The following is a 19,434-nucleotide window of genomic DNA, read 5'->3' as shown; positions in this document are numbered from 1 at the left end:
TCAATTGAAAAAGTTTTTAATTGCGGCAATTACGGCAATCCTTCTCCTTTTTTTGTTTGATATGGCGTATTACCGATGGGGCGTATATATAGATTTAAATAAAGATCAGGAGGTCTCTTTTTTTGCGACTACGCAGGGAAAAGAAATCCTGGCTGATACGGGAAAGGGAATGGAGCCCTTTGAAATCCGGGGCGTTGACATGGGAGTAGGAATACCGGGATATTTTTCCACAGAGTTTGCGATTGATAAGGAAACGTATCTTCGCTGGTTTGGTATGATTCAGGAGATGGGGGCGAATACCATCCGTGTTTATACTATACAGATACCGGATTTTTACGAGGCGGTATACGAATATAACAAGGATAATCCTAATCCCTTATATATACTGCATGGTGTATGGGTGAACGATTATGTCCAGAATTCACATGTGGATGCCTATGATGACTCCTTTAGAGAGGCGCTCCTGGAAGATTGCAGAACGCTTGTGGATGTTATTCACGGCAGGCGTAAAATCAATCTGGGTTACCAGGCGACCAGTGCCAGTGGGGTTTATAATAAGGATATTTCAGACTGGGTGCTGGGTTATATTCTGGGCGTAGAATGGGAAGATGTTACCGTCGCCTATACGAATCATATGAAGCCGGAAAATAACAGCTATCATGGGGATTATATGTATACGTCCGAAGAAGCCACGCCATTTGAAGCTATGCTTGCTGAAGTCGGAGACAAAATCATCAGGTATGAAAGTGAAAAATATAAAGAACAGCGGCTTATCGCTTTCTCCAACTGGCCTACAACAGATCCACTGGATTATCCGGAAGAGGTCAAAAAGCTTTTTATGAAGTGCGCCAGCGTGGATGTGGAGCATATTCTTTCTACGGATCGTTTTAAATCAGGACAGTTTGCTTCTTATCATGTGTATTCCTATTATCCGGATTATCTGGCCCACTATGACAGCTGGAAGAATGAAATCCCGTTCGCTGAAGAATATCGTTTGGAAGATGGTGATTATAACACCTATGGCATTTATCTGGAATTACTCTGCAGGCATCATAAAATGCCGGTGGTTATATCGGAATTCGGCGTCCCTACCTCCAGAGGAAGGGCACAGCTTGACTTATTTACAGCTCGATCCCAGGGCTATATGTCGGAACAGGAACAAGGGACGGCTATTGTGGAAAGCTATAAAGACATCCGCAGGGCCGGATGTGCCGGCTGTGTTATTTTTTCCTGGCAGGATGAATGGTTTAAAAGGACCTGGAATACCATGGCTAATGTTGATTTATCCAAAACGGCATATTGGAGTGATTTCCAGACAAATGAACAGTTCTTCGGACTTATGGCTTTTGATCCGGGCAAGGAGACAAGCGTATGTTATACGGATGGGGATGTGGATGAATGGAGCGAGAAGGAGCTGATTGCAGATTATGGAAGCTCCCAGCTGTATATGAAATACGACGAGAAATTTATATATTTCAGAATACATCAGGAACATCCGAATCCGAAGGAAATTCTCTATATTCCTGTCGATTTTACCCCGAAAACAGGAAGCTATTATGCGAAAGAAGAAGAACTTAAATTTGACCGTCAGGCAGATTTCCTGATCGTTCTTGATGGTGAAGATAACAGCAAGGTGCTGGTTCAGGAGCGATACGAGGCATTCCGGGTAATTTTTGCAGAAGATTACGGGGAAGAAAATCCCTATTTTAATGTCCCGGATAAAGATTCACCGTTATTTGTCAATATTTATATGGCGATGCAGCTCGGTAAAATTAATGCAGTCCAGGAAGAAGATAAGATGGCTGAAAGATTCGAAACAGGCCGCCTCACCTTTGGAAACGGGAACCCTTACAGTGAAGACTATAATTCCGTATCGGATTTTATTGTAAAAGGCAATGAAATCGAAATCCGCCTTCCCTGGCAGCTTCTTAATTTTTCCAATCCCGCAGAACAGCAGATACACGATGATTACTATGAAAATTACGGCATTGAGAATCTGAAGATTGACAGTATATATGCGGGGCTTGGATCGTCGGAGGATAAAGGGACAAGAATCAGAATGGGAGAAATGCCGCTGGTGGGATGGGGAAAAAATCCCGAGTATCATGAGCGCCTGAAGCAGTCTTACTATGCTGTAAAGGAAATATGGGCAAAAAATGCCGGGTAGTATAAAGGAGGAGCATCATGCATGTGCTGTCATTCCGGCCGGAGGTTATCCTGTATATTTATATGGCAAGCTGCCTATCCGTGCTTGTTTTCAATATCCTTTATATTTTTGCTGACAAATATAAAGGAAGGGCGCTGGAAAAAAGAAGCCTGTCCTTTGTAGGAGAAATATCGGCTCAAATCGAACGGCTGAAGGAGGCCGGGGAGCCTGAGGCCGCACATTACAAAAGGCTGAGGAAGGAACTGAAAAATCCGGAAAAGCTGCGGGCGTTTGAATACTCCGTGCTTACTGTAAAGCAACAGGCGCCGGAGGAATACACCGCGGAATAGTAAGCTGCTGGCCGATGGCCTTTTGAGCTTCCGGGGAGACAGGAAGGAGCTTGCAAAGCTGCTTTTCGCCCACAGGGAAGAGTTTGGTACCACACTTTTTCTGCCGGTCATGCAGTTTATCCGTTTTTTTACAGGGGACTTTCAGCAGCAGTTTTTTACGCTGCTGTCAGGAAAAAATGAAGATAAGGAGATACAGCTGGAAGCTATCCGTTATTTCCGCAGATATCCCTATGAGCCAGTCAGGGAAATTCTTCAGAACTACGTCCGTTATCAGGAATATATAGACTGGGAGTATGCGGCGATGGCCGCCTCCGCCCTTGCGTCTTATCCGGGGGAGGATACTGTTTTCTGCCTGAAGGAAGGCCTGAAGGCGGCTAACTGGTATGTTCGCCTTAACTGCGCGGAGGCCCTGATTTACGGTCTGGGAATATCAAGGCTCCGGCTTTTCGATGTGGAAAACGGAAGAGACCGGTATGCCAGGAAAATTATCAGATACGTTCTGGAGAAGGAACAAATCAGACAGCAGGAAATGAAAGAGGGACAGGTAAATGTTTGATGCGATAAAGTTATTTTACAGCTGTGTTGGCGTCATTTTTGTTATATATCTGCTGGGCTATTCCACATTTCTGATGCTGTCTGTCATATATGGCTCACTGGATTTGTATAAAGAAAACAAAAAGAAAAAATATCATAATGAAATATCACATGATTATTATGTGCCGGTGACTATTATCGTTCCTGCTTATAATGAGGAAATCACTGTGGCGGATACGGTTAAATCCCTGCTGATGATGGATTACAGGCTGTATGAAATCGTTGTGGTGGATGACGGATCCAGTGATAATACAACGCAGGTGCTCCTTGATACGTTTTCGCTCAGAAAGGTAAATCGCCCGATTAACCGCCAGATTCCCTGTAAAAGGGTAATCAACGTTTATGAAACGGTAGTGAATGGTATTACTGTTACCCTTGTGCAGAAGGAAAACGGCGGAAAGGCTGATGCTTTGAACATGGGCATTAATGCCTCCAGGTATCCATACTTTATCTGTATGGATGCTGACAGTGTTCTGCAGAAGGACTCGCTGAAGGAAATTGTAAAACCGGTACTACAGGATGATACCATAGTAGCCGTTGGAGGACTGGTACGTATTTCTAATTGTGCGGTTCTTAATGAAGGAGAACTGGTGGACTACCATATGCCCTGGAATCCGATTGTGGGGATGCAGATTCTGGAATATGACCGTTCATTTATGGCATCCCGTATTTTCCTGGATAAATTTAACGGCAACCTGATTATTTCAGGGGCGTTCGGTTTATTCAGGAAGGATATGGCAGCCGCTGTGAAGGGATATGATACCGATACCATGGGAGAAGATATGGAACTGGTGGTAAAGCTCCATTCCTTTTGCCGGATAAATAAAATCTCCTACAGTATCCGTTATGTTCCGGACGCCATCTGCTGGAGCCAGTGTCCGTCCAGCATTAAGGATTTGAAGAAGCAGCGCCGCAGATGGTATCTGGGGCTGTTCCAGTGCCTGAGCAAGCATCGCAGGATGTTTCTTGCCCCTGAGTTCGGCGTGGTGGGCTATGTGTCCTATTTATACTATCTTCTTTATGAACTGCTGTCGCCGTTTATTGAGCTTTTTGGTCTGCTCACTATTATACTTGCATATGCGGTTAATCTGATAAACGTCCCTTTTATGGTGCTGTTTTTCATGATTTATGCGCTTTACGGAGCGGTACTTACAATTACTGCTTTTTTTGCAAGGATTTATACGCAGAACATCAAGTTGTCCTTTCTGGATGTGGTTAAATCAATTTATCTGTGTATTTCGGAAAGCGTATTTTTCCGTTTTATACAGGCGTTCACCAGAATGACGGCATTTATCGGCTATCGGAAAAAGAAAAATGTGTGGGGACAGATTCAGCGTCAGAAAATTCAACTGAAGCAATCGGAAGAACAGAAGGTGGAAGGCAAAAATGCGTGAATATAAAGGGAAAAGAAGGAAAATTATGGGATGGCCTGCTGCAGCGGCCATATTTACCGCTCTATGGTTCCTGGTGCCTCTCAGAGCTGTTTTTGGCGCTGAGGATGTGATATATATGGCAGGGATTCCGGATTCCTGGCCTCTTGAATATTATGACAGCCAGAGCAAAAACTACCAGGGAGTATTGCCGGATATTTTGGAAGAAGCGGCGGGACAATCCGGACTCGGCATCCATTATGTGGATCCGTCGGAAACAGACAAACGCCTGGAGCTGGCAGGAAATATACAGGTGGATGCTGTATGGACACTGGACCTGTCCGAAAAAGAACTGGAAGAGGCGGGACTAAGGAAGAGTAATGTCAGTTTTGTATTTCAGGAAGGGGAAGATAAGGTAAATATTTGTCTTGCTTATACGGAAAGCATGCAGGAAGAAGACCTGAAAAAACTGGAAGCCGGGCTGGATGGCATAGATGATGCACGATTGGAAAACCTGCTGCTGCAGTATGCAAGATCTGTTTACCAGGAGAACAGGAAGCCTGCTGTTTACATGTGGATTTCAATTATTATCCTTTTGCTGGCTGTCCTTGCGCTTTTTCTTTACCTCATAAGAAAACGGAGGGAGGTAATACGGCTTGCTTATCGGGATGAGCTGACGGGCGGGGATAATTTTACGGCCTGGAAACAGAAATTTTCAGAACGGATAAACGACGGCAACAGGGAACATTATGCGGTGCTTTTCCTGGATGCCGGTCTTGAAACGATCAGCCATATATACGGGTATCCGGAATCTGAAAAGGTGCTGCAGATAATACGTGATTTCTGTGAACCGATGCTGGATGAAAAACAGGAAGCAATGTCACGGTTCAATGAATTCTATTATGTGTTTTTCCTGCAGTATACCAGTGTGGACAGTATAAAAGAAAGAATCGGAAAGATCCATGAAGGGATCGCGGAAGCGGTTAAGAAGCAGCAGAAGAGATACTTCCTGGAACCGCATACCGGTATTTACCGCATGGCAGGACTTGAAACGGAGCCTTTGAAAACAATTCAGAGAGCGGAAATTGCAGCGGAGTTTGCGCGGAACCATTTTATGGAATGCGCGGTATACGATGAAATGGTAGAACGGGAGACCGTAACGGGATATGCCATGGAACATGAGGCAATACATGGCCTTATGCATCAGGAATTCATTATGTATCTCCAGCCGATTGTTGAGATAGGCAGCGGGAAAATTATGGGAGCCGAAGCGCTTGTACGCTGGCAGAATCCGGGACGGGGACTTATGCAGCCGGGAGATTTCCTGGATGTAATTAAACGTAAGCAGCTTACAGGGAAAATGAACATGGATATTTTCCGTCAGGGCTGCCGTTTCCTGAGAGAGGAGGCGGATAAGGGGAAAAAGCTGGATTTGCTGTTTAATTTTACGGTTGAGAACGTAGGAGATGAACAGTTCGCGGAGGAACTTAATACGGTTGCGGAGCAATATGGAATAGATCGGGACAGAATTGTAATACAGCTGAACCAGATGGTCGAAATGAGCCGTTCTGACAGCTTTATGGACACAATCCGCAAACTGCGCGGATATGGTTTTCATATCTGTCTGGCCGGGCTGGAACTGGATCGTGTTTTTTTTGATTTCCTTGACTGCGGCGTGGACAGCATTAAGCTAAGGCACGACCTTATCCGTCACGTTGATAAGCCGGAAGGGAAAACGGTCATCCAAAGCATCATGAATTTCTGCGGTCAGCTGCATCTGAAGGTGGTTTGCATGGGAGTAGAAAACGAAGAGCAGGCGGAGTATTTAAAGAGCATTGGCTGTGATTATGCCACCGGCTTCTATTATTATTATCCGGTGAGCCAGGATTCCTTTGATGAGCTGGAAGCAAAACAGAATTAAAAATTTGTGGTTGTATTGCATCAGGGCCTGTCATTGACAGGCCCTGACCAGTATGTTTTCTAATCCGGGCATTCCCATTCACGATACCCTGTCACTCAAGCACAACCTCTTTTTTATAAACCGCCCGTTCCTCCAGCAGTTCCCTGAAATTATCTTCATACTTCAGCCCTTTCAGTTCATCCATATATTCCAGATAGTCGCACAGATAAACGGTAATTCTGGAAATATCGTGATCCGCCACGGGCAGGAAGGCGGCGTCGGAACCTGCGGAGTCGATATATTTTCCCTGGGCGTCAAGAACAACAGGGAAATAGTCCGCCTTGTCATGGTTCAGATAGACTTCATTGATATGGATTTCAAATGGCGTAACCGTGACGGATTCCAGCCCGATACCGGCTTCATTCACATCATTTACGGATATGGTGCGGTTATTGGCGGTATTGACCTTAATGGGCAGTGTAAAGGTCCAGGGGCCTTCGAACCAGTAATGCTGCATGGTATTGGGATGCTTGTTCAGTCCGTATTTTTCAAAAATGCGGTCATGAAGCGCCTGGAACTCCTCATCAGACAGTGCCTCCAACTCCTCCTTACTCATACCCCAGTCGATTTCCGGCGGGTTGGCAAGCATACCTTCAATTCTTTTCAAATCGATATTCAGTGTGAATTCATCAGGCAGCGTGAGCATTTTTCCATATTTGTCCAGAACCTCCTGGTTCACCACGAATTCCTCGCCTTTTGCTTCCGCCTCGCTGGTCATTCTGTCGATTTCCGATACGTCGAAAAGAACATCCTTTAAATCCAGCCGCCAGACACCCGCATACGTCCTGGCATCCAGAAAGCTGCCTTCAATATTGCCGCTTCCTGCCATAACAGGAGTATCCCGGAAGCTGAAATCAGTATCCATATCAAGAAAGAGGGACTGCTTCCCGAACTGGTTTGTCATAATTTTGTCCTGAAAATCTTCATTTCCCTCTATAATAAGGGAAATATTCAAAGCTTCCTGATTGCAGTAAACCTCGGAAAGGGTTACGGTCACGCCGTTTACTGTCTGGGAGTAGGAAGATGTTCCCCGATTGCCGGTAACAGAAGAGTCCCCTCCGGTTTCCGGATCTGTCTGCACGTTGCCGTCCAGAGGTTCGGCATAGCCGGTATAATCCCCGGAAAAGCTGATTTTGTCCTGCAAAAGAGAGAACAGATGGCCTATAATGGGTATTTTGGCAGCCATAACCGGATTGGCGGCACAGATGCCAAAGGCTGCAATTAACACTGCGGCGGCAGCGGTCAGTCCCCTTGCCCAGACCGGGAAGCGTTTTCTTTTTTTATGGCGGCTGTTTTTTCCTCTGCCCTGGCTGGCAGCAGGCTGTTTTCCTTTTTCGTTTTCGGCCAGAATACGGCTGAAGGCGTCATCGGCTTTCTGCAATACTATATCGGGAAGCACAATATCCTGCTGTAAACCGGAAATGATTTTTTCACTTTGTTTCATTCGGCATTCCTCCGTTTTTCGGGATAATAGGCCAGCTCCATCTGCTTGCGTGCGGATGCAAGCCGCCGTTTTATGGCGCTTTCACTTTCATGGAGTATTTCGCCGATTTCCCTGATTTTAAAACCTTCCACATAGTACAGAATAATGATGACACGGTATTTCTCATCCACACACCCAAGCATTTCTTTCCATTCGGTGTTTTCGTAGCCGTCGCATTCGCAGCCGGCCTGCATGTCCATGATACTGTCATCCAGCACAAGCTTTCGTTTTTTTCGGAGTATGAGGTTGCAGTTATTGATTAATATCCTCGTGAGCCAGGTTTTGAAAAATTCTTCCTGCTTCAGGGTATGTATCTTTTCCCAGCAGGCCAGGATTGTGTCCTGGATGGCATCTGCGGCATCTTCATCGTTGGATAAAATGGCTCGGGCAACCTTATACATGTCCTTCATGTTTTCCTGCATCAGCTCCACAAAGGCATCGGCATCCTTATGCTGTGCTTTTTTAATCAGTGTTTTCATAAGTTTTCTCCTTGTAATAACGTCCGGACTTTCTGGTCATTACAATGATTAGATGGCAGGAGGGGGATTTTGGTCCGCTTAAATAAAAAAAATTTATGATCAGCCTGCAGCCTTGTGACGGCAAAAAAAGGAACCGCCCTTTCTTCACAGGCAGTTCCCTTTTTGTCCGGTTTTTCCCTATCCTATTCTTCTTCGCATGCAGCATTTTCATCCTTACGAAGTATGATACGGAGAAATTTTGTCATAAGCGGTATGTAGGTCACTGTGAAAACAGCGCCTGCGATCAATAAAGGCACTTTCTTTTTTCCTTTGGGAATGCAAAGGCCTATCATGACGCCTGTGGCACACAGGCAGAATTTAACCAGAGCCAGATCCTTCCAGTCAGATTCCTTTACATATTCATTGGCATAGCTGAACAGACATTTCATGGAAATTCCTCCTTTTAATTAAGAAAATGCGGCAGGCAGAGCACAGGCGGAAGCGTTTCCGCCCGTATTTGCGGCCTTCAGTGCGTTTGTTAAAAATTTACCTTTTTTCTTATTATACCACAGAATAGTGTCGTGATGTTTTTTGTTTTAACAAAATTTTTGTACTTGTCACTTGACACTTTTGGACAAGAGAAGTAGGATGGATAAGGACTGATTTAAACTTCAAAAGATGAGCAATACGTCCGGCACACGTACTACCCACCTGGAAGCCTGAATAATAGTCCAATAAGGCGAAAGCGGGGGATATTCCATATGGGAATGATAGGTTTTTTAATTCTGTTTCCATTCTTTGCTGCGCTCGTTATGTCATGCATGAGAAAGAGCGGACTGGTCAGAAGATGCGTCCAGTTTACTCTCTGCGGGATTTTAGTAGCGGCAGTCATTTTATTTGCGGTAACCAGCCTGGTTTCAGGGGAGACCGTCTCCTACCTGCCTCACACACACGGTATCGATATGCTGATGCTGGTAGTGGAATGGGCGCTGGTAGTTCTTGTATTTTATTACAGCTTTAAATTCAGAAAGTATTATTGTGCTTTGCTGTCCATTGCGCAGACGGGGCTGATGACCTGGCTGGAGCTTACCGGCCGGACGGAGATACCCGGCGATCATATTTTTGCGGACAAGCTGACCATTGCCATGAGTCTGATCATCGGTATAGTAGGCTGTCTGATCTGTGTGTACGCAATTGGATATATGAAGGATTACAACAGACACCATCTGGATTACAAGGACAGAAGATACTTTTTCTTCGGTATGCTGTTTCTGTTCCTGGGAGCCATGATGGGGCTGATTTTCTCCAGCAATCTGATCTGGATTTATTTCTTCTGGGAAATCACCAGTATCTGTTCCTTCCTGCTGATTGGCTACAATCAGACGGATGAGGCCATGGAGAATTCCTTTAAGGCCCTGTGGATGAACCTGCTGGGCGGCCTGGGCTTTGCGGTGGCAATTGCCTATGCGGCGATTTCCCTCCAGGTTATCAATATCCAGGATCTGGTGGCCCTTGCGGTAAGCTCGGATGCGAAAGCGGGCCTGGCTTTGATCCCGGTGGTATTTCTTGCCTTTGCAGGACTTACCAAGAGCGCGCAGCTCCCTTTTTCCGGATGGCTTCTGGGAGCCATGGTGGCGCCTACGCCTACCAGCGCGCTGCTGCATTCCGCAACCATGGTAAAGGCGGGCGTATACCTGTTAATCCGTCTGGCGCCTGCCATGGAAGGCAATCTGGCGGGCCTGATGGTTACCACCATCGGCGGCTTTACCTTCCTTGTAACCTCCATGCTGGCCATTTCCCAGGACGATGGGAAAAAGGTTTTGGCATATTCCACAATTTCCAATCTGGGGCTGATTACAGCCTGTGCCGGTGTGGGTATGCATGAAGCGGTGTGGGCTGCGATCCTTCTGATGATGTTCCATGCGGTGTCCAAGTCCCTGATGTTCCTTTCCGTGGGCGCGGTGGAGAACTGTACGGGAAGCAGGAATATTGAAGATATGCACGGGCTGATTGTGAAGCTGCCCGGGCTGGCCTATGTTATGATTATCGGTATTGCAGGTATGTTCCTTGCGCCCTTCGGCATGCTGATTTCCAAATGGGCCGCATTAAAGGCTTATGTGGATTCAGGAAGCATCCTGCTGGTTATTTTCCTGGTATTCGGCAGCGCCACCACACTTTTTTACTGGACAAAGTGGCTGGGCACCCTGGTAGCGGTGCATCATCATTCGGAACGCCTGAATAACGTGACCAAGAAAAGCGAATGGACCTCTTTGATTTCCCTGAGCGTACTCATGGTTACACTGTGCCTGACCTTCCCTCTGGTGTCCACCTATCTGATTGAGCCTTTCCTGATGGAAATGTATCATCAGTACGTGCCCAACCTTATCGGAACCGGCAACCTGTACATCATGATCATGATGCTGTGTACCATCCTCGTTCTTCCGATAGCGGTGCGGATTCTCACACTTGGAAAGAAAAACAAGATCGTCATGTCCTACATGGGCGGAGCCAATGCGGGAGACGACAGGAACTTCACGGATTCCTTCGGTGAAGAAAAGCATATGTATCTGGCAAACTGGTATATGCCGGATTATTTTGCGGAAAACAAGCTTCTTCTGCCTTCCCTGGTACTGGCCAGCGGGGCTTTGATTATTCTGATGATTATGACGATAGGAGGTGCGCTGTAATGTCAAAATATTTCTGGTTTGCCATTCTGTATATCGTATGCGCGCCTTTTATCGGCGGCCTCCTGGAAGGCATTGACCGTAAGGTCGCTGCCAGGATGCAGGGCAGGAAAGGGCCTTCCGTGCTGCAGCCCTTTTATGACATCAACAAGCTCTTTGCAAAGCAGTCCGTTGTGGTAAACAGCGTGCAGGATTTCCTTGTCTGCGGATTCCTGGTTTTTGTTGTGTTCACAGGGGCATTGTTCTTCTGGGGCGGAGACATTCTGCTGGTGTTCTTCGCACTGACGCTGGCGGGTATTTTCTTTATTATGTCGGCCTGCTCGGCCAATGCGCCGTACAGCTCCATGGGGGCGCAAAGAGAGCTGATGCAGATGATGGCTTACGAGCCGATGGTGCTTCTGACGGCCATTGGATTTTATATTGCGACGGGAAGCTTTTCCGTAAAGGAGATTGCGCAGAGCAATATTTCCGCGATCTGCCTTCTGCCCGGATTTTTTATCGGCTTCCTTTATATCCTGACCATTAAGTTCAGGAAATCACCCTATGACATCAGTACCTCCCACCATGCCCATCAGGAAATGGTCAGAGGCCTGACTACGGAGCTTTCCGGCAATATCCTGGCGCTGGTAACTCTTTCCCACTGGTATGAAAATGTGTTCCTGCTGGGAGTCATCGGACTTTTCATCGTTAACTCCAGCTGGTTGAGCATTCCTGCAGCCATTCTGGTATGTCTGGCCTCATTCCTTCTGGAAACGCTGATCGATAACGTGTTCCCCAGAGTGAGATGGCAGACCATGCTGAAATGGACCTGGATCGTGACGCTGGCGGCCGGCGGGATTAACCTGATGATAGTCATGCTGATGAAGTAATCGCAGCAGGAAAGGAAGGATGTAACATGAAAGTATCAAAATCACCCTGGCTGCTGCATTATGACGGCTCCAGCTGCAATGGATGTGATATAGAAGTATTGGCCTGCCTGACTCCGGTATACGATGTGGAGCGGTTCGGGGTCATTAATACGGGAAACCCGAAGCATGCGGATATTTTCCTGATTACCGGCGGAATTAATGAACAGAATAAACCGGTGGTACAGCAGCTTTATTCCCAGATGCCTTCGCCGAAGGTGGTGGTAGCGGTGGGAATCTGCGCATGCAACGGCGGCATTTTTAAAGAATGCTATAATATTATCGGCGGCGTGGATACCATCATTCCGGTGGATATCTATGTGCCGGGCTGTGCGGCAAGACCGGAAGCGATCATTGACGGCGTGGTAAAGGCCGTGGCTCTTCTGGATAAAAAGAGAGAGGAACGCGCCGCGCGGAAGAAAGAAGAGAAAATACAGGCGAAGCAGGAAGGAGGAGCAAAATGATTGACGGCGAAATCATGCAGGTGGAACCGGAAAATCTGGTTACGGAGGTCCTGAAGCTGAAGCACAGGGATTACCGGATCGTCCAGATTTGCGCGGCGAAAGCGGGAGATAAAATGGAAGTGACCTACTCCTTCGGTAAAGAATATAAAATGGTGGGGCTGCGGCTCGTTATTTCACCGGATACGGAAATCGTAAGCATCAGTGATATTTATGAGCCGGCATTCCTTTATGAGAATGAAATCCATGATCTTTTTGGAATCCCCATTAAGATGATCACCCTGGATTATCATGGAAACCTGTACCGTATCAAGCAAGAGGCACCCTTCAGAGGGTAATGACAAGGAGAATAGATTATGTCCACACGCAGTACGATTCCTTTTGGACCGCAGCATCCGGTTCTGCCGGAGCCGATTCATCTGGATTTGGTTTTAGAGGATGAAAAGGTAGTGGAAGCAGTCCCTTCCATTGGTTTTGTCCACAGAGGGCTGGAGAAGCTCGTTGAGAAAAAAGAATTTACGGAATATGTGTACGTGGCGGAGCGTATCTGCGGTATCTGCAGTTTTATGCATGGTATGGGCTACTGCGAAGCCGTTGAGCACATCATGAACATAGAAATACCGCCCAGGGCGCAGTATCTGCGCACCATTTGGTGTGAAATGTCAAGAATCCACAGCCACCTGCTCTGGCTGGGGCTTCTGGCGGATGCCTTCGGGTTCGAAAGCCTGTTCATGCAGTCCTGGAAAATCCGGGAAAAGGTACTTGATATGTTTGAAGCTTCCACCGGCGGCCGGGTTATTTTTTCTGTAAACAAGATCGGCGGACAGCGCAAGGATATGGATGCTTCCATGCTGCGCAGTTTTATTGCTGATTTTAATGATATTGAAAAGGAACTGAAGGTGGTGGCCAGGACCTTCCTGGAAGATACCGCTGTTAACAGCCGTCTGCGCGATGTGGGCTTCCTGACAAAGCAGCAGGCTCATGATCTTGGAGCGGTCGGCCCGTTTATGCGTGCCAGCGGAATCGCCCTGGATAACAGGAAGCTGGGCTATGCAGCCTATTCAGATCTGAATTTTGAACCCGTGACCAGTGATATAGGCGACTGCTATGCAAGATGTGACGTGCGTATCCGGGAAATCTTCCAGTCCATCGATCTCATCAGGCAGGCAATTTCCAGGATCCCCGGCGGTGAAGTGGCAGTACCCTTCAAGGGCTTCCCGGAAGGGGAGTACTTCATGAGGGAAGAGCAGCCCAGAGGCGAAGCCATCTACTATGTAAAGGCAAACGGCACGAAATTTATTGACCGTTTCAGGGTCCGCACCCCTACCTTTGCCAATCTGCCCGCTTTGCTGGAAACTTTAAAGGGCTGCCAGCTGGCGGATGTGCCGATTCTGATTCTGACAATCGATCCCTGCATCAGCTGTACGGAGCGTTGACGTTACAGGGCGGCTGAAGCTGCATTCAGTGCGGCTGGCCAAACTGCAGCGCATTGGCAGGAAAGAAAAAAGTCGTCACAGTTAAGATGTACGGACTGTGACGGAAAATGCGGTATGAACTCCGCAGGAATCGAGGTTAATATGAAAAACATGAACACCATGAAATTCACGGGTACGGTTCTCAAGAACCTGTTCAGCAAGCCCGCCACAAGGCCTTATCCTGAGCAGCCGAGAGAATATCCTGACAGGACAAGGGGCCACGTGGAAATCGATATAGACACCTGTGTGCTCTGCGGCCTGTGCTCCAGAAAATGCCCCACCGGAGCCATTACAGTGGATCGGGCCGGCAAAACCTGGGAAATCCAGCGGTTTGGCTGTATCCAGTGCGGCTGCTGTGTAGAGGTGTGCCCGAAGAAATGCCTTTCCATGAAGCAAACCTATACACAGCCCGGGGACGTGAAGAAAACGGAAAGCTTCCTGAAAACAAATATGCCCGATCCGGTGGTAAAGCCTGTGGTTAAGCCGGCTGCCCCGGCGGCGGCTGCATCTGCGTCAAAGCCTGCGGCACAGGCAAATGCCGCCCCGGTAAATACGGCGCAGGCAAATGCGGCCCCGGCAGCAAACGCTTCCGAAGCACAGGGTAAAGCATGAGATACGAAATCACCATTACGGGAGTGGTCCAGGGCGTGGGCTTCAGACCCTTTGTTGCCGCCCTGGCGGAAGAACTTCATATCAGCGGCAGCGTCTGCAACAGCGGCGGCGTAGTGAAGATAGATGCATTTGGAAACGAGGAGGCGATGGATAAATTTATCTGTCGCCTTCGTTCGTCTGCCCCTCCGGCGGCCCAGGTAAAAGAGGTGCGTGCCAAGAAGCTGGCGCAAAAGAGTCCGGAAGATGAGAACTGCCCGGCAGACTTTTATATCGTGCCTAGCGAAGGGAAAAATGAAACGGACATTCCGCTGCTCCCGCCGGATCTTCCTGTCTGTGAGGATTGCCTTGCCGAGATGCACAATCCATCGGACGCAAGATTTCACTATCCCTTCATCAGCTGTGTGAACTGCGGTCCTCGCTACAGTATTATTGAAGAAATTCCTTACGACAGGGAACATATTACCATGCGTGAATTTCCCATGTGCCCTGCGTGCCAGCGGGAATATACACGGCAGGCGGACAGACGCAGGCATGCTCAGACCATTTCCTGCAGGAACTGCGGGCCTCAGCTTTTATGGACGGATAACGGCAGCACCGTGCTCAGCCGGGACGAAGCGCTGGAGGCGGCCATAAGGCAGCTGAAAAACGGCGGAGTCCTGGCGTTAAAGGGAGTGGGAGGGTACCAGCTCTCCTGCCAGCCGGCATCTGAAGACGCTGTCAGGAGGCTGCGCATACTGAAGCACAGGGAGAAAAAACCCTTTGCGGTCATGTTCCCATCCCTTGACAGCATCCGGGAATACTGTATCCTGTCCTCGGAGGAGGAAAAGCTTCTGTGTTCCGCTGCAAGGCCGATTGTCCTTCTTTCCTGGAAAGAAGGCGGTAAGGCTTTTTCAGATGCAGTAGGCGGTGAAAGCCGTTATCTGGGCGCCTTCCTTCCCTGTACAGGGCTTCATCAGATGCTCACGGAGGAGGCAGGGCCGCTTATTATGACCAGCTGCAATGTAACGGAGGAACCGATTCTTACAACCGAGGAAGAAATACAGCAGCTGTGGGAGCAGCAGCCCTCCTGCCTGGATGGCATAGCCTGGAATACCAGAAAAATCGTAACGCCGCTGGATGATTCCCTGATGCGTGTTACCGGAGGGCGGCCCCAGATGCTTCGCCGCAGCAGAGGCTTCGTACCCTCCCCCATTCTGCTTCCCGGGGAATGCACAGGCACGGTGCTGGCCATGGGCGGGGATTTGAAATCGGCCTTTTGCCTTGCTTCAGGGAACCGGGCCTATATGAGCCAATATTTTGGCGATATGGAAAATTATAAGGTATTCCAGACCTATATGGCCGCCAAAGAGCGGATGGAGCGGCTTTTCGGACTGCATCCCAAAACGGTGGCATGCGATATGCATCCGGGATATCTTACCTTTGCACAGGCTGAAAAAATAGCGTCTTTGTACAACCTGGAGCTGCTTTTGTTTCAGCATCATCATGCCCATGCGGCGTCAGTCATGGCGGAACACGGGCTGAACAGCTGCATCGCCGTTATCTTTGACGGAACCGGTTATGGGACGGACGGCAGTATCTGGGGCGGGGAGTTCCTCATATGCACAGATTCCTCCTTTGTCAGGGCGGGGCATTTGGATGAAACAGAGCTTTGCGGCGGGGATGCCTCGGCAAAGGATGCTGCCCTGACGGCAGTGTGCCATCTTCTCCATGCTGGGCTTGCTCCACGGGATGAAGCTTGTGTAAAGCTCCTGCCTGATTGTAATTCAGCCACCGTGGGCGCCGCTGTCGCCTCCCATATCAATACGGAAAAAAGCACCAGTATGGGCCGTCTCTTTGATGCGGTAAGTGCGCTTTTGGGAATCCGGGAGTATAATACCTATGAAGGCGAATGCGCAATAGCCCTGGAAAACGCCGCGGCCGGGGCCATGGAAAAAGGACTTGCGCCTGTCCGGCTGCCTTTTCCCATAAGGGAAACACCGGAGGGACTGACTGCGGATCGCCGTGAGCTTATCCGTACCCTGTGCAGGGAGCTTGTTCCCTTCGGAAGGGATAAAAACCGGGGAAAAGACGGGGAGAAAAATGCCCCCGGCCCGGAAATACAGGCACTGGCGCTGGGCTTCCATGAAGCGGTGGCCGGGATGGTGCTTGAGATGTGCCATCTGCTGAGAGAACGGTTTCATGAAAACAAGGTGGCGCTTGGCGGCGGTGTTTTTGCCAATGTGATTTTACAGGAACGGTGCCGGCAGCTTCTGGAGAAGGATGGATTTACGGTATATGTAAACGAACAGGTGCCGGGAAATGACGGCGGCATCGCGCTGGGACAGGCCTGGCTGGCGTCCCTTACGATGAAACAGTAAGTAAAAATATGCAGCGGGCCGACAGTTTTATATTTTAAAGCTGCCGGACTTCTGCCGACAGTAGGAAGAAGGAGCGGAACAGATATGTGTGTAGCGTTGCCCGGCAGGGTGGTATCAGTGGAAGGAACAACAGCAGCAGTGGATTTTCAGGGGAATACGGTTCGGGCGGAGGCAGGGCTTGTCCGGGTGAAGCCGGGAGATCAGGTACTCGTACATGCGGGCTGTATTTTACAGGTCCTGTCGGAAACGGAGGGCAGGCAGCTGCGGGAGCTTTTTGAAGAATTGGAGGAAATAGCGGGTGAAGGAAATTCTTGAATATCTGCAGAGCTATCAGGGAAGGCCGTTGAAGCTGATGGAGGTCTGCGGCACCCATACGGCTGAAATCAACAAAAACGGTATCCCCGGCCTTCTGCCGCCTTCCATCCAGCTGGTATCAGGGCCGGGATGCCCGGTCTGCGTCACGGTAACGGAATATATTGACAGGCTGATCGATTTGGGAAAGGAACCGCAGAATATCATCGTCACCTTCGGGGACATGCTGCGTGTGCCGGGAAGCAGGTGCAGCCTGAGCGAGGCAAAGGCCGGGGGCTGCCGGGTGAAAATGGTTTATTCGCCCATGGATATCTTACGGCTGGCGGAGGAAGACAGGGAGCATATTTATATTTTTGCGGCAGTGGGCTTTGAAACAACAGCCCCTGTTTATGCCATGCTGCTGAAAAAGGCGTTGGAAAAAGAAATCAAAAATATCCGCCTTCTCACCTCGCTGAAGGTGATGCCGCCGGTCATATCCTGGATGTGTGCAGGCAGCGCAGACTGCGGAATAGACGGCTTCCTCGCGCCCGGGCATGTTTGTGTGATCACGGGCAGCAAGGCCTTTGAGGGGCTGGCGGCACAATTCGGAATCCCTTTCGTGGTGGCAGGCTTTGAAGGAGAACAGATCCTTACTGCCATTGCAGCGCTGGTTAAGCTTCAGGGGAAGGGCCGGGTGGCAAATTTTTATCCTTCGGCCGTGACAAGAGAAGGAAACCTTCAGGCCCGCGCGGCGGTGGCCGAATATTTTGAACCTGCGGATGCCGCGTGGAGAGGAATGGGGATCATTCCCGGTTCCGGCATGGTGCTGCGGAAAGAATACGAAGCCTTCGACGCCGGCAGCCGGGAGCTGACCGAGGATCGGGAAAAAAATTCCGCATGCTGCTGCGCGCAGGTGCTCACGGGAAAAATAAAGCCTTCCCAGTGTCCTCTGTTTGGAAAGGTATGCACGCCGCAGACACCCCAGGGAGCCTGTATGGTTTCCACGGAGGGCAGCTGCTTTAACAGCTGTTACAATTAATGCAGTATCACGGGAAAGCCTGTGATACGCCGGAGGTAAGAAAATGAAGATAACAATGGCGCATGGAAGCGGGGGCCGGGCAACCTCTCAGTTGATTGCGGATATATTTGCCCGGAATTTCAATAATGAAGTGCTCTCCAGAATGGAAGATTCCGCCGTGGTTCCGGGAAGCGGGAGAATTGCGGTAACGACCGACAGCTTTGTTGTGAACCCCATTTTTTTCCCGGGAGGGGATATCGGCAAGCTTTCCGTATGCGGAACGGTGAACGATCTGCTGATGAGCGGCGCACAGCCCAAATACCTGACCTGCGGATTCATCATTGAAGAGGGAGCACAGAGCGGGGAGCTTGAACGGATTGCGGCCTCCATGGCCCAAACTGCTTCGGAAGCAGGCGTGACGATTGTGGCCGGGGATACCAAGGTCATAGAAGGAAACGGCGGAGTCTATATCAATACGGCCGGGGTGGGTTTTGTGCCGGAGGGTGTAAACATAAGTGCGTCCCTGTGCAGGGAAGGAGATGCGGTCCTTGTTTCCGGCTATCTGGGAGAGCATCATGCAGCGATTCTCAGCGCGCGGATGGGAATTGAAAACCAGATCCTGAGCGACTGTGCCCCTCTGGGCGAAATGGTACAATCCATGCAGGAGGCAGGCGTCCGTATCAAAGCGATGCGTGACGTGACCCGCGGAGGCCTTGCGACCGTCCTGCATGAATTTGCGGTTTCTTCCGACTGCTGCGTGGAGCTTGAAGAAAACCGCCTTCCGGTATCCGCCCCCGTCAAAGGCTTCTGCGGCCTCCTGGGACTGGATCCCCTCTACATGGGAAACGAAGGAAAAATGACCGCAGTAGTAGCCGGCGAAGATGCCCCCCTCGCCCTGGAATGCATGAAAAAAAGCCGCTACGGAGAGAACGCCGCCATCATAGGCCATATTTCCCAAAAAGAAAAAGGAAAAATCCTCCTAACCACCCCCATCGGCGGCACCCGCATCCTATCAGAACTAATAGGAGAGGGGTTGCCGAGGATATGCTAACCCATGAGCCATGCAGAAAAAAACAAGCAGGCAAAGCGTGGGAGTTTACTCACAAAGACCTGCCTGCTTGTTTTTTTCTATAGGGCGAAGCCCTACATTCATAATTTGGCGAAAGAACCCTTTCGTCCCACAAAACCAGCAAACGCCAAATTATGAATGCAATGGCGGGGTAGAGAGAGGCAATCTCGATCCAGAACCAGCCAAACCATAAAAGCTTCC

The 19,434-nt window shown here is 49.2% G+C and carries 18 protein-coding genes; 15 read left to right on the top strand and 3 right to left on the bottom strand.

Going from position 1 to position 19,434, the window contains the following annotated elements; all coding sequences use genetic code 11:
• Positions 1-4: 4 nt before the first annotated feature.
• Genes HMPREF1548_RS10250 through HMPREF1548_RS10230 form a run of 5 tightly spaced genes read left to right on the top strand, consistent with a single transcriptional unit; the run spans position 5 to position 6,381 of the window.
• Entirely contained in the window at positions 5-2,167 is a 2,163-nt protein-coding gene (locus tag HMPREF1548_RS10250; protein ID WP_021635973.1) for a hypothetical protein, read from the top strand.
• Positions 2,168-2,184: 17 nt separating this feature from the next.
• Complete coding sequence (locus HMPREF1548_RS30475) at positions 2,185-2,496, top strand: hypothetical protein (RefSeq protein ID WP_021635972.1); 312 nt, start codon at positions 2,185-2,187, stop codon at positions 2,494-2,496.
• A 22-nt stretch (positions 2,497-2,518) separates the two neighbouring features.
• Positions 2,519-3,052, top strand: coding sequence for a hypothetical protein (locus tag HMPREF1548_RS30470; protein WP_021635971.1), 534 nt, complete (start codon positions 2,519-2,521; stop codon positions 3,050-3,052).
• Positions 3,045-4,484, top strand: a complete 1,440-nt coding sequence (locus HMPREF1548_RS10235) for a glycosyltransferase family 2 protein (RefSeq protein WP_021635970.1) — start codon at positions 3,045-3,047, stop codon at positions 4,482-4,484. Before HMPREF1548_RS30470 ends, HMPREF1548_RS10235 begins: the two co-directional genes overlap by 8 nt.
• Complete coding sequence (locus HMPREF1548_RS10230) at positions 4,477-6,381, top strand: bifunctional diguanylate cyclase/phosphodiesterase (protein WP_021635969.1); 1,905 nt, start codon at positions 4,477-4,479, stop codon at positions 6,379-6,381. The genes HMPREF1548_RS10235 and HMPREF1548_RS10230 overlap by 8 nt, the downstream gene beginning before the upstream one ends.
• A gap of 91 nt (positions 6,382-6,472) precedes the next feature.
• Here the strand turns inward: HMPREF1548_RS10230 and HMPREF1548_RS10225 are convergent, their stop codons facing one another.
• From HMPREF1548_RS10225 to HMPREF1548_RS10210, 3 genes are all read right to left on the bottom strand, one after another.
• Positions 6,473-7,864, bottom strand: a complete 1,392-nt coding sequence (locus HMPREF1548_RS10225) for a DUF4179 domain-containing protein (protein WP_021635968.1) — start codon at positions 7,862-7,864, stop codon at positions 6,473-6,475.
• On the bottom strand, positions 7,861-8,382 hold the full coding sequence (locus HMPREF1548_RS10220) for an RNA polymerase sigma factor (RefSeq protein ID WP_021635967.1): 522 nt from the start codon (positions 8,380-8,382) through the stop codon (positions 7,861-7,863). The genes HMPREF1548_RS10225 and HMPREF1548_RS10220 overlap by 4 nt, the downstream gene beginning before the upstream one ends.
• Before the next feature lie 182 nt (positions 8,383-8,564).
• Positions 8,565-8,810 (bottom strand): hypothetical protein, encoded by a 246-nt coding sequence (locus tag HMPREF1548_RS10210; protein ID WP_021635965.1) that lies wholly within the window; start codon positions 8,808-8,810, stop codon positions 8,565-8,567.
• 312 nt (positions 8,811-9,122) lie between these two features.
• Here HMPREF1548_RS10210 and HMPREF1548_RS10205 point away from each other — a divergent pair, with 312 nt between their 5' ends.
• The 10 genes from HMPREF1548_RS10205 to hypE all read left to right on the top strand — a co-directional run bounded on the left by HMPREF1548_RS10205 (position 9,123) and on the right by hypE (position 19,215).
• Entirely contained in the window at positions 9,123-11,048 is a 1,926-nt protein-coding gene (locus tag HMPREF1548_RS10205) for an NADH-quinone oxidoreductase subunit 5 family protein (RefSeq protein ID WP_021635964.1), read from the top strand.
• Entirely contained in the window at positions 11,048-11,914 is an 867-nt protein-coding gene (locus tag HMPREF1548_RS10200; RefSeq protein ID WP_021635963.1) for a respiratory chain complex I subunit 1 family protein, read from the top strand. Before HMPREF1548_RS10205 ends, HMPREF1548_RS10200 begins: the two co-directional genes overlap by 1 nt.
• A gap of 26 nt (positions 11,915-11,940) precedes the next feature.
• The gene (locus HMPREF1548_RS10195; protein ID WP_021635962.1) at positions 11,941-12,414 is read left to right on the top strand and encodes an NADH-quinone oxidoreductase subunit B family protein; all 474 of its coding nucleotides are present in this window, start codon (positions 11,941-11,943) and stop codon (positions 12,412-12,414) included.
• Positions 12,411-12,749 (top strand): NADH-quinone oxidoreductase subunit C, encoded by a 339-nt coding sequence (locus HMPREF1548_RS10190; protein WP_021635961.1) that lies wholly within the window; start codon positions 12,411-12,413, stop codon positions 12,747-12,749. Before HMPREF1548_RS10195 ends, HMPREF1548_RS10190 begins: the two co-directional genes overlap by 4 nt.
• Positions 12,750-12,767: 18 nt before the next feature.
• On the top strand, positions 12,768-13,847 hold the full coding sequence (locus HMPREF1548_RS10185) for a hydrogenase large subunit (RefSeq protein ID WP_021635960.1): 1,080 nt from the start codon (positions 12,768-12,770) through the stop codon (positions 13,845-13,847).
• Between the two features lie 141 nt (positions 13,848-13,988).
• Positions 13,989-14,498, top strand: coding sequence for a 4Fe-4S dicluster domain-containing protein (locus HMPREF1548_RS10180; RefSeq protein WP_044915311.1), 510 nt, complete (start codon positions 13,989-13,991; stop codon positions 14,496-14,498).
• Positions 14,495-16,855: a carbamoyltransferase HypF gene (hypF, locus tag HMPREF1548_RS10175; RefSeq protein WP_021635958.1), complete on the top strand. Its 2,361-nt coding sequence runs from the start codon at positions 14,495-14,497 to the stop codon at positions 16,853-16,855. The genes HMPREF1548_RS10180 and hypF overlap by 4 nt, the downstream gene beginning before the upstream one ends.
• A gap of 84 nt (positions 16,856-16,939) precedes the next feature.
• Complete coding sequence (locus tag HMPREF1548_RS10170; protein WP_021635957.1) at positions 16,940-17,170, top strand: HypC/HybG/HupF family hydrogenase formation chaperone; 231 nt, start codon at positions 16,940-16,942, stop codon at positions 17,168-17,170.
• Positions 17,154-18,185 (top strand): hydrogenase formation protein HypD, encoded by a 1,032-nt coding sequence (hypD, locus tag HMPREF1548_RS10165; RefSeq protein WP_021635956.1) that lies wholly within the window; start codon positions 17,154-17,156, stop codon positions 18,183-18,185. Before HMPREF1548_RS10170 ends, hypD begins: the two co-directional genes overlap by 17 nt.
• Before the next feature lie 43 nt (positions 18,186-18,228).
• Positions 18,229-19,215 carry a hydrogenase expression/formation protein HypE gene (gene hypE / locus HMPREF1548_RS10160; protein WP_021635955.1) on the top strand — a complete coding sequence of 329 codons (987 nt, stop codon included), beginning with the start codon at positions 18,229-18,231 and terminating at the stop codon, positions 19,213-19,215.
• The last annotated feature ends 219 nt before the right edge of the window (positions 19,216-19,434 follow it).

Origin of the sequence: Clostridium sp. KLE 1755 (genome assembly GCF_000466465.2) — a bacterium.
Taxonomy (GTDB): domain Bacteria; phylum Bacillota; class Clostridia; order Lachnospirales; family Lachnospiraceae; genus Eisenbergiella; species Eisenbergiella porci.
The sequence above is the reverse complement of the archived record's forward strand: the minus strand, read 5'-3'. Positions and strand labels throughout refer to the sequence as shown.

Bases quoted from the DNA above. Each gene is read 5' to 3' on its own strand.
- HMPREF1548_RS10210 (WP_021635965.1), bottom strand. From the start codon at position 8,810: ATGAAATGTCTGTTCAGCTATGCCAATGAATATGTAAAGGAATCTGAC.
- HMPREF1548_RS10220 (WP_021635967.1), bottom strand. From the start codon at position 8,382: ATGAAAACACTGATTAAAAAAGCACAGCATAAGGATGCCGATGCCTTT.
- HMPREF1548_RS10170 (WP_021635957.1), top strand. From the start codon at position 16,940: ATGTGTGTAGCGTTGCCCGGCAGGGTGGTATCAGTGGAAGGAACAACA.
- hypF (WP_021635958.1), top strand. From the start codon at position 14,495: ATGAGATACGAAATCACCATTACGGGAGTGGTCCAGGGCGTGGGCTTC.
- HMPREF1548_RS10225 (WP_021635968.1), bottom strand. From the start codon at position 7,864: ATGAAACAAAGTGAAAAAATCATTTCCGGTTTACAGCAGGATATTGTG.
- HMPREF1548_RS10205 (WP_021635964.1), top strand. From the start codon at position 9,123: ATGGGAATGATAGGTTTTTTAATTCTGTTTCCATTCTTTGCTGCGCTC.
- HMPREF1548_RS10185 (WP_021635960.1), top strand. From the start codon at position 12,768: ATGTCCACACGCAGTACGATTCCTTTTGGACCGCAGCATCCGGTTCTG.
- hypE (WP_021635955.1), top strand. From the start codon at position 18,229: ATGAAGATAACAATGGCGCATGGAAGCGGGGGCCGGGCAACCTCTCAG.
- HMPREF1548_RS30475 (WP_021635972.1), top strand. From the start codon at position 2,185: ATGCATGTGCTGTCATTCCGGCCGGAGGTTATCCTGTATATTTATATG.
- HMPREF1548_RS10190 (WP_021635961.1), top strand. From the start codon at position 12,411: ATGATTGACGGCGAAATCATGCAGGTGGAACCGGAAAATCTGGTTACG.
- HMPREF1548_RS10195 (WP_021635962.1), top strand. From the start codon at position 11,941: ATGAAAGTATCAAAATCACCCTGGCTGCTGCATTATGACGGCTCCAGC.
- HMPREF1548_RS10180 (WP_044915311.1), top strand. From the start codon at position 13,989: ATGAAAAACATGAACACCATGAAATTCACGGGTACGGTTCTCAAGAAC.
- HMPREF1548_RS10200 (WP_021635963.1), top strand. From the start codon at position 11,048: ATGTCAAAATATTTCTGGTTTGCCATTCTGTATATCGTATGCGCGCCT.
- HMPREF1548_RS10235 (WP_021635970.1), top strand. From the start codon at position 3,045: ATGTTTGATGCGATAAAGTTATTTTACAGCTGTGTTGGCGTCATTTTT.
- HMPREF1548_RS10230 (WP_021635969.1), top strand. From the start codon at position 4,477: ATGCGTGAATATAAAGGGAAAAGAAGGAAAATTATGGGATGGCCTGCT.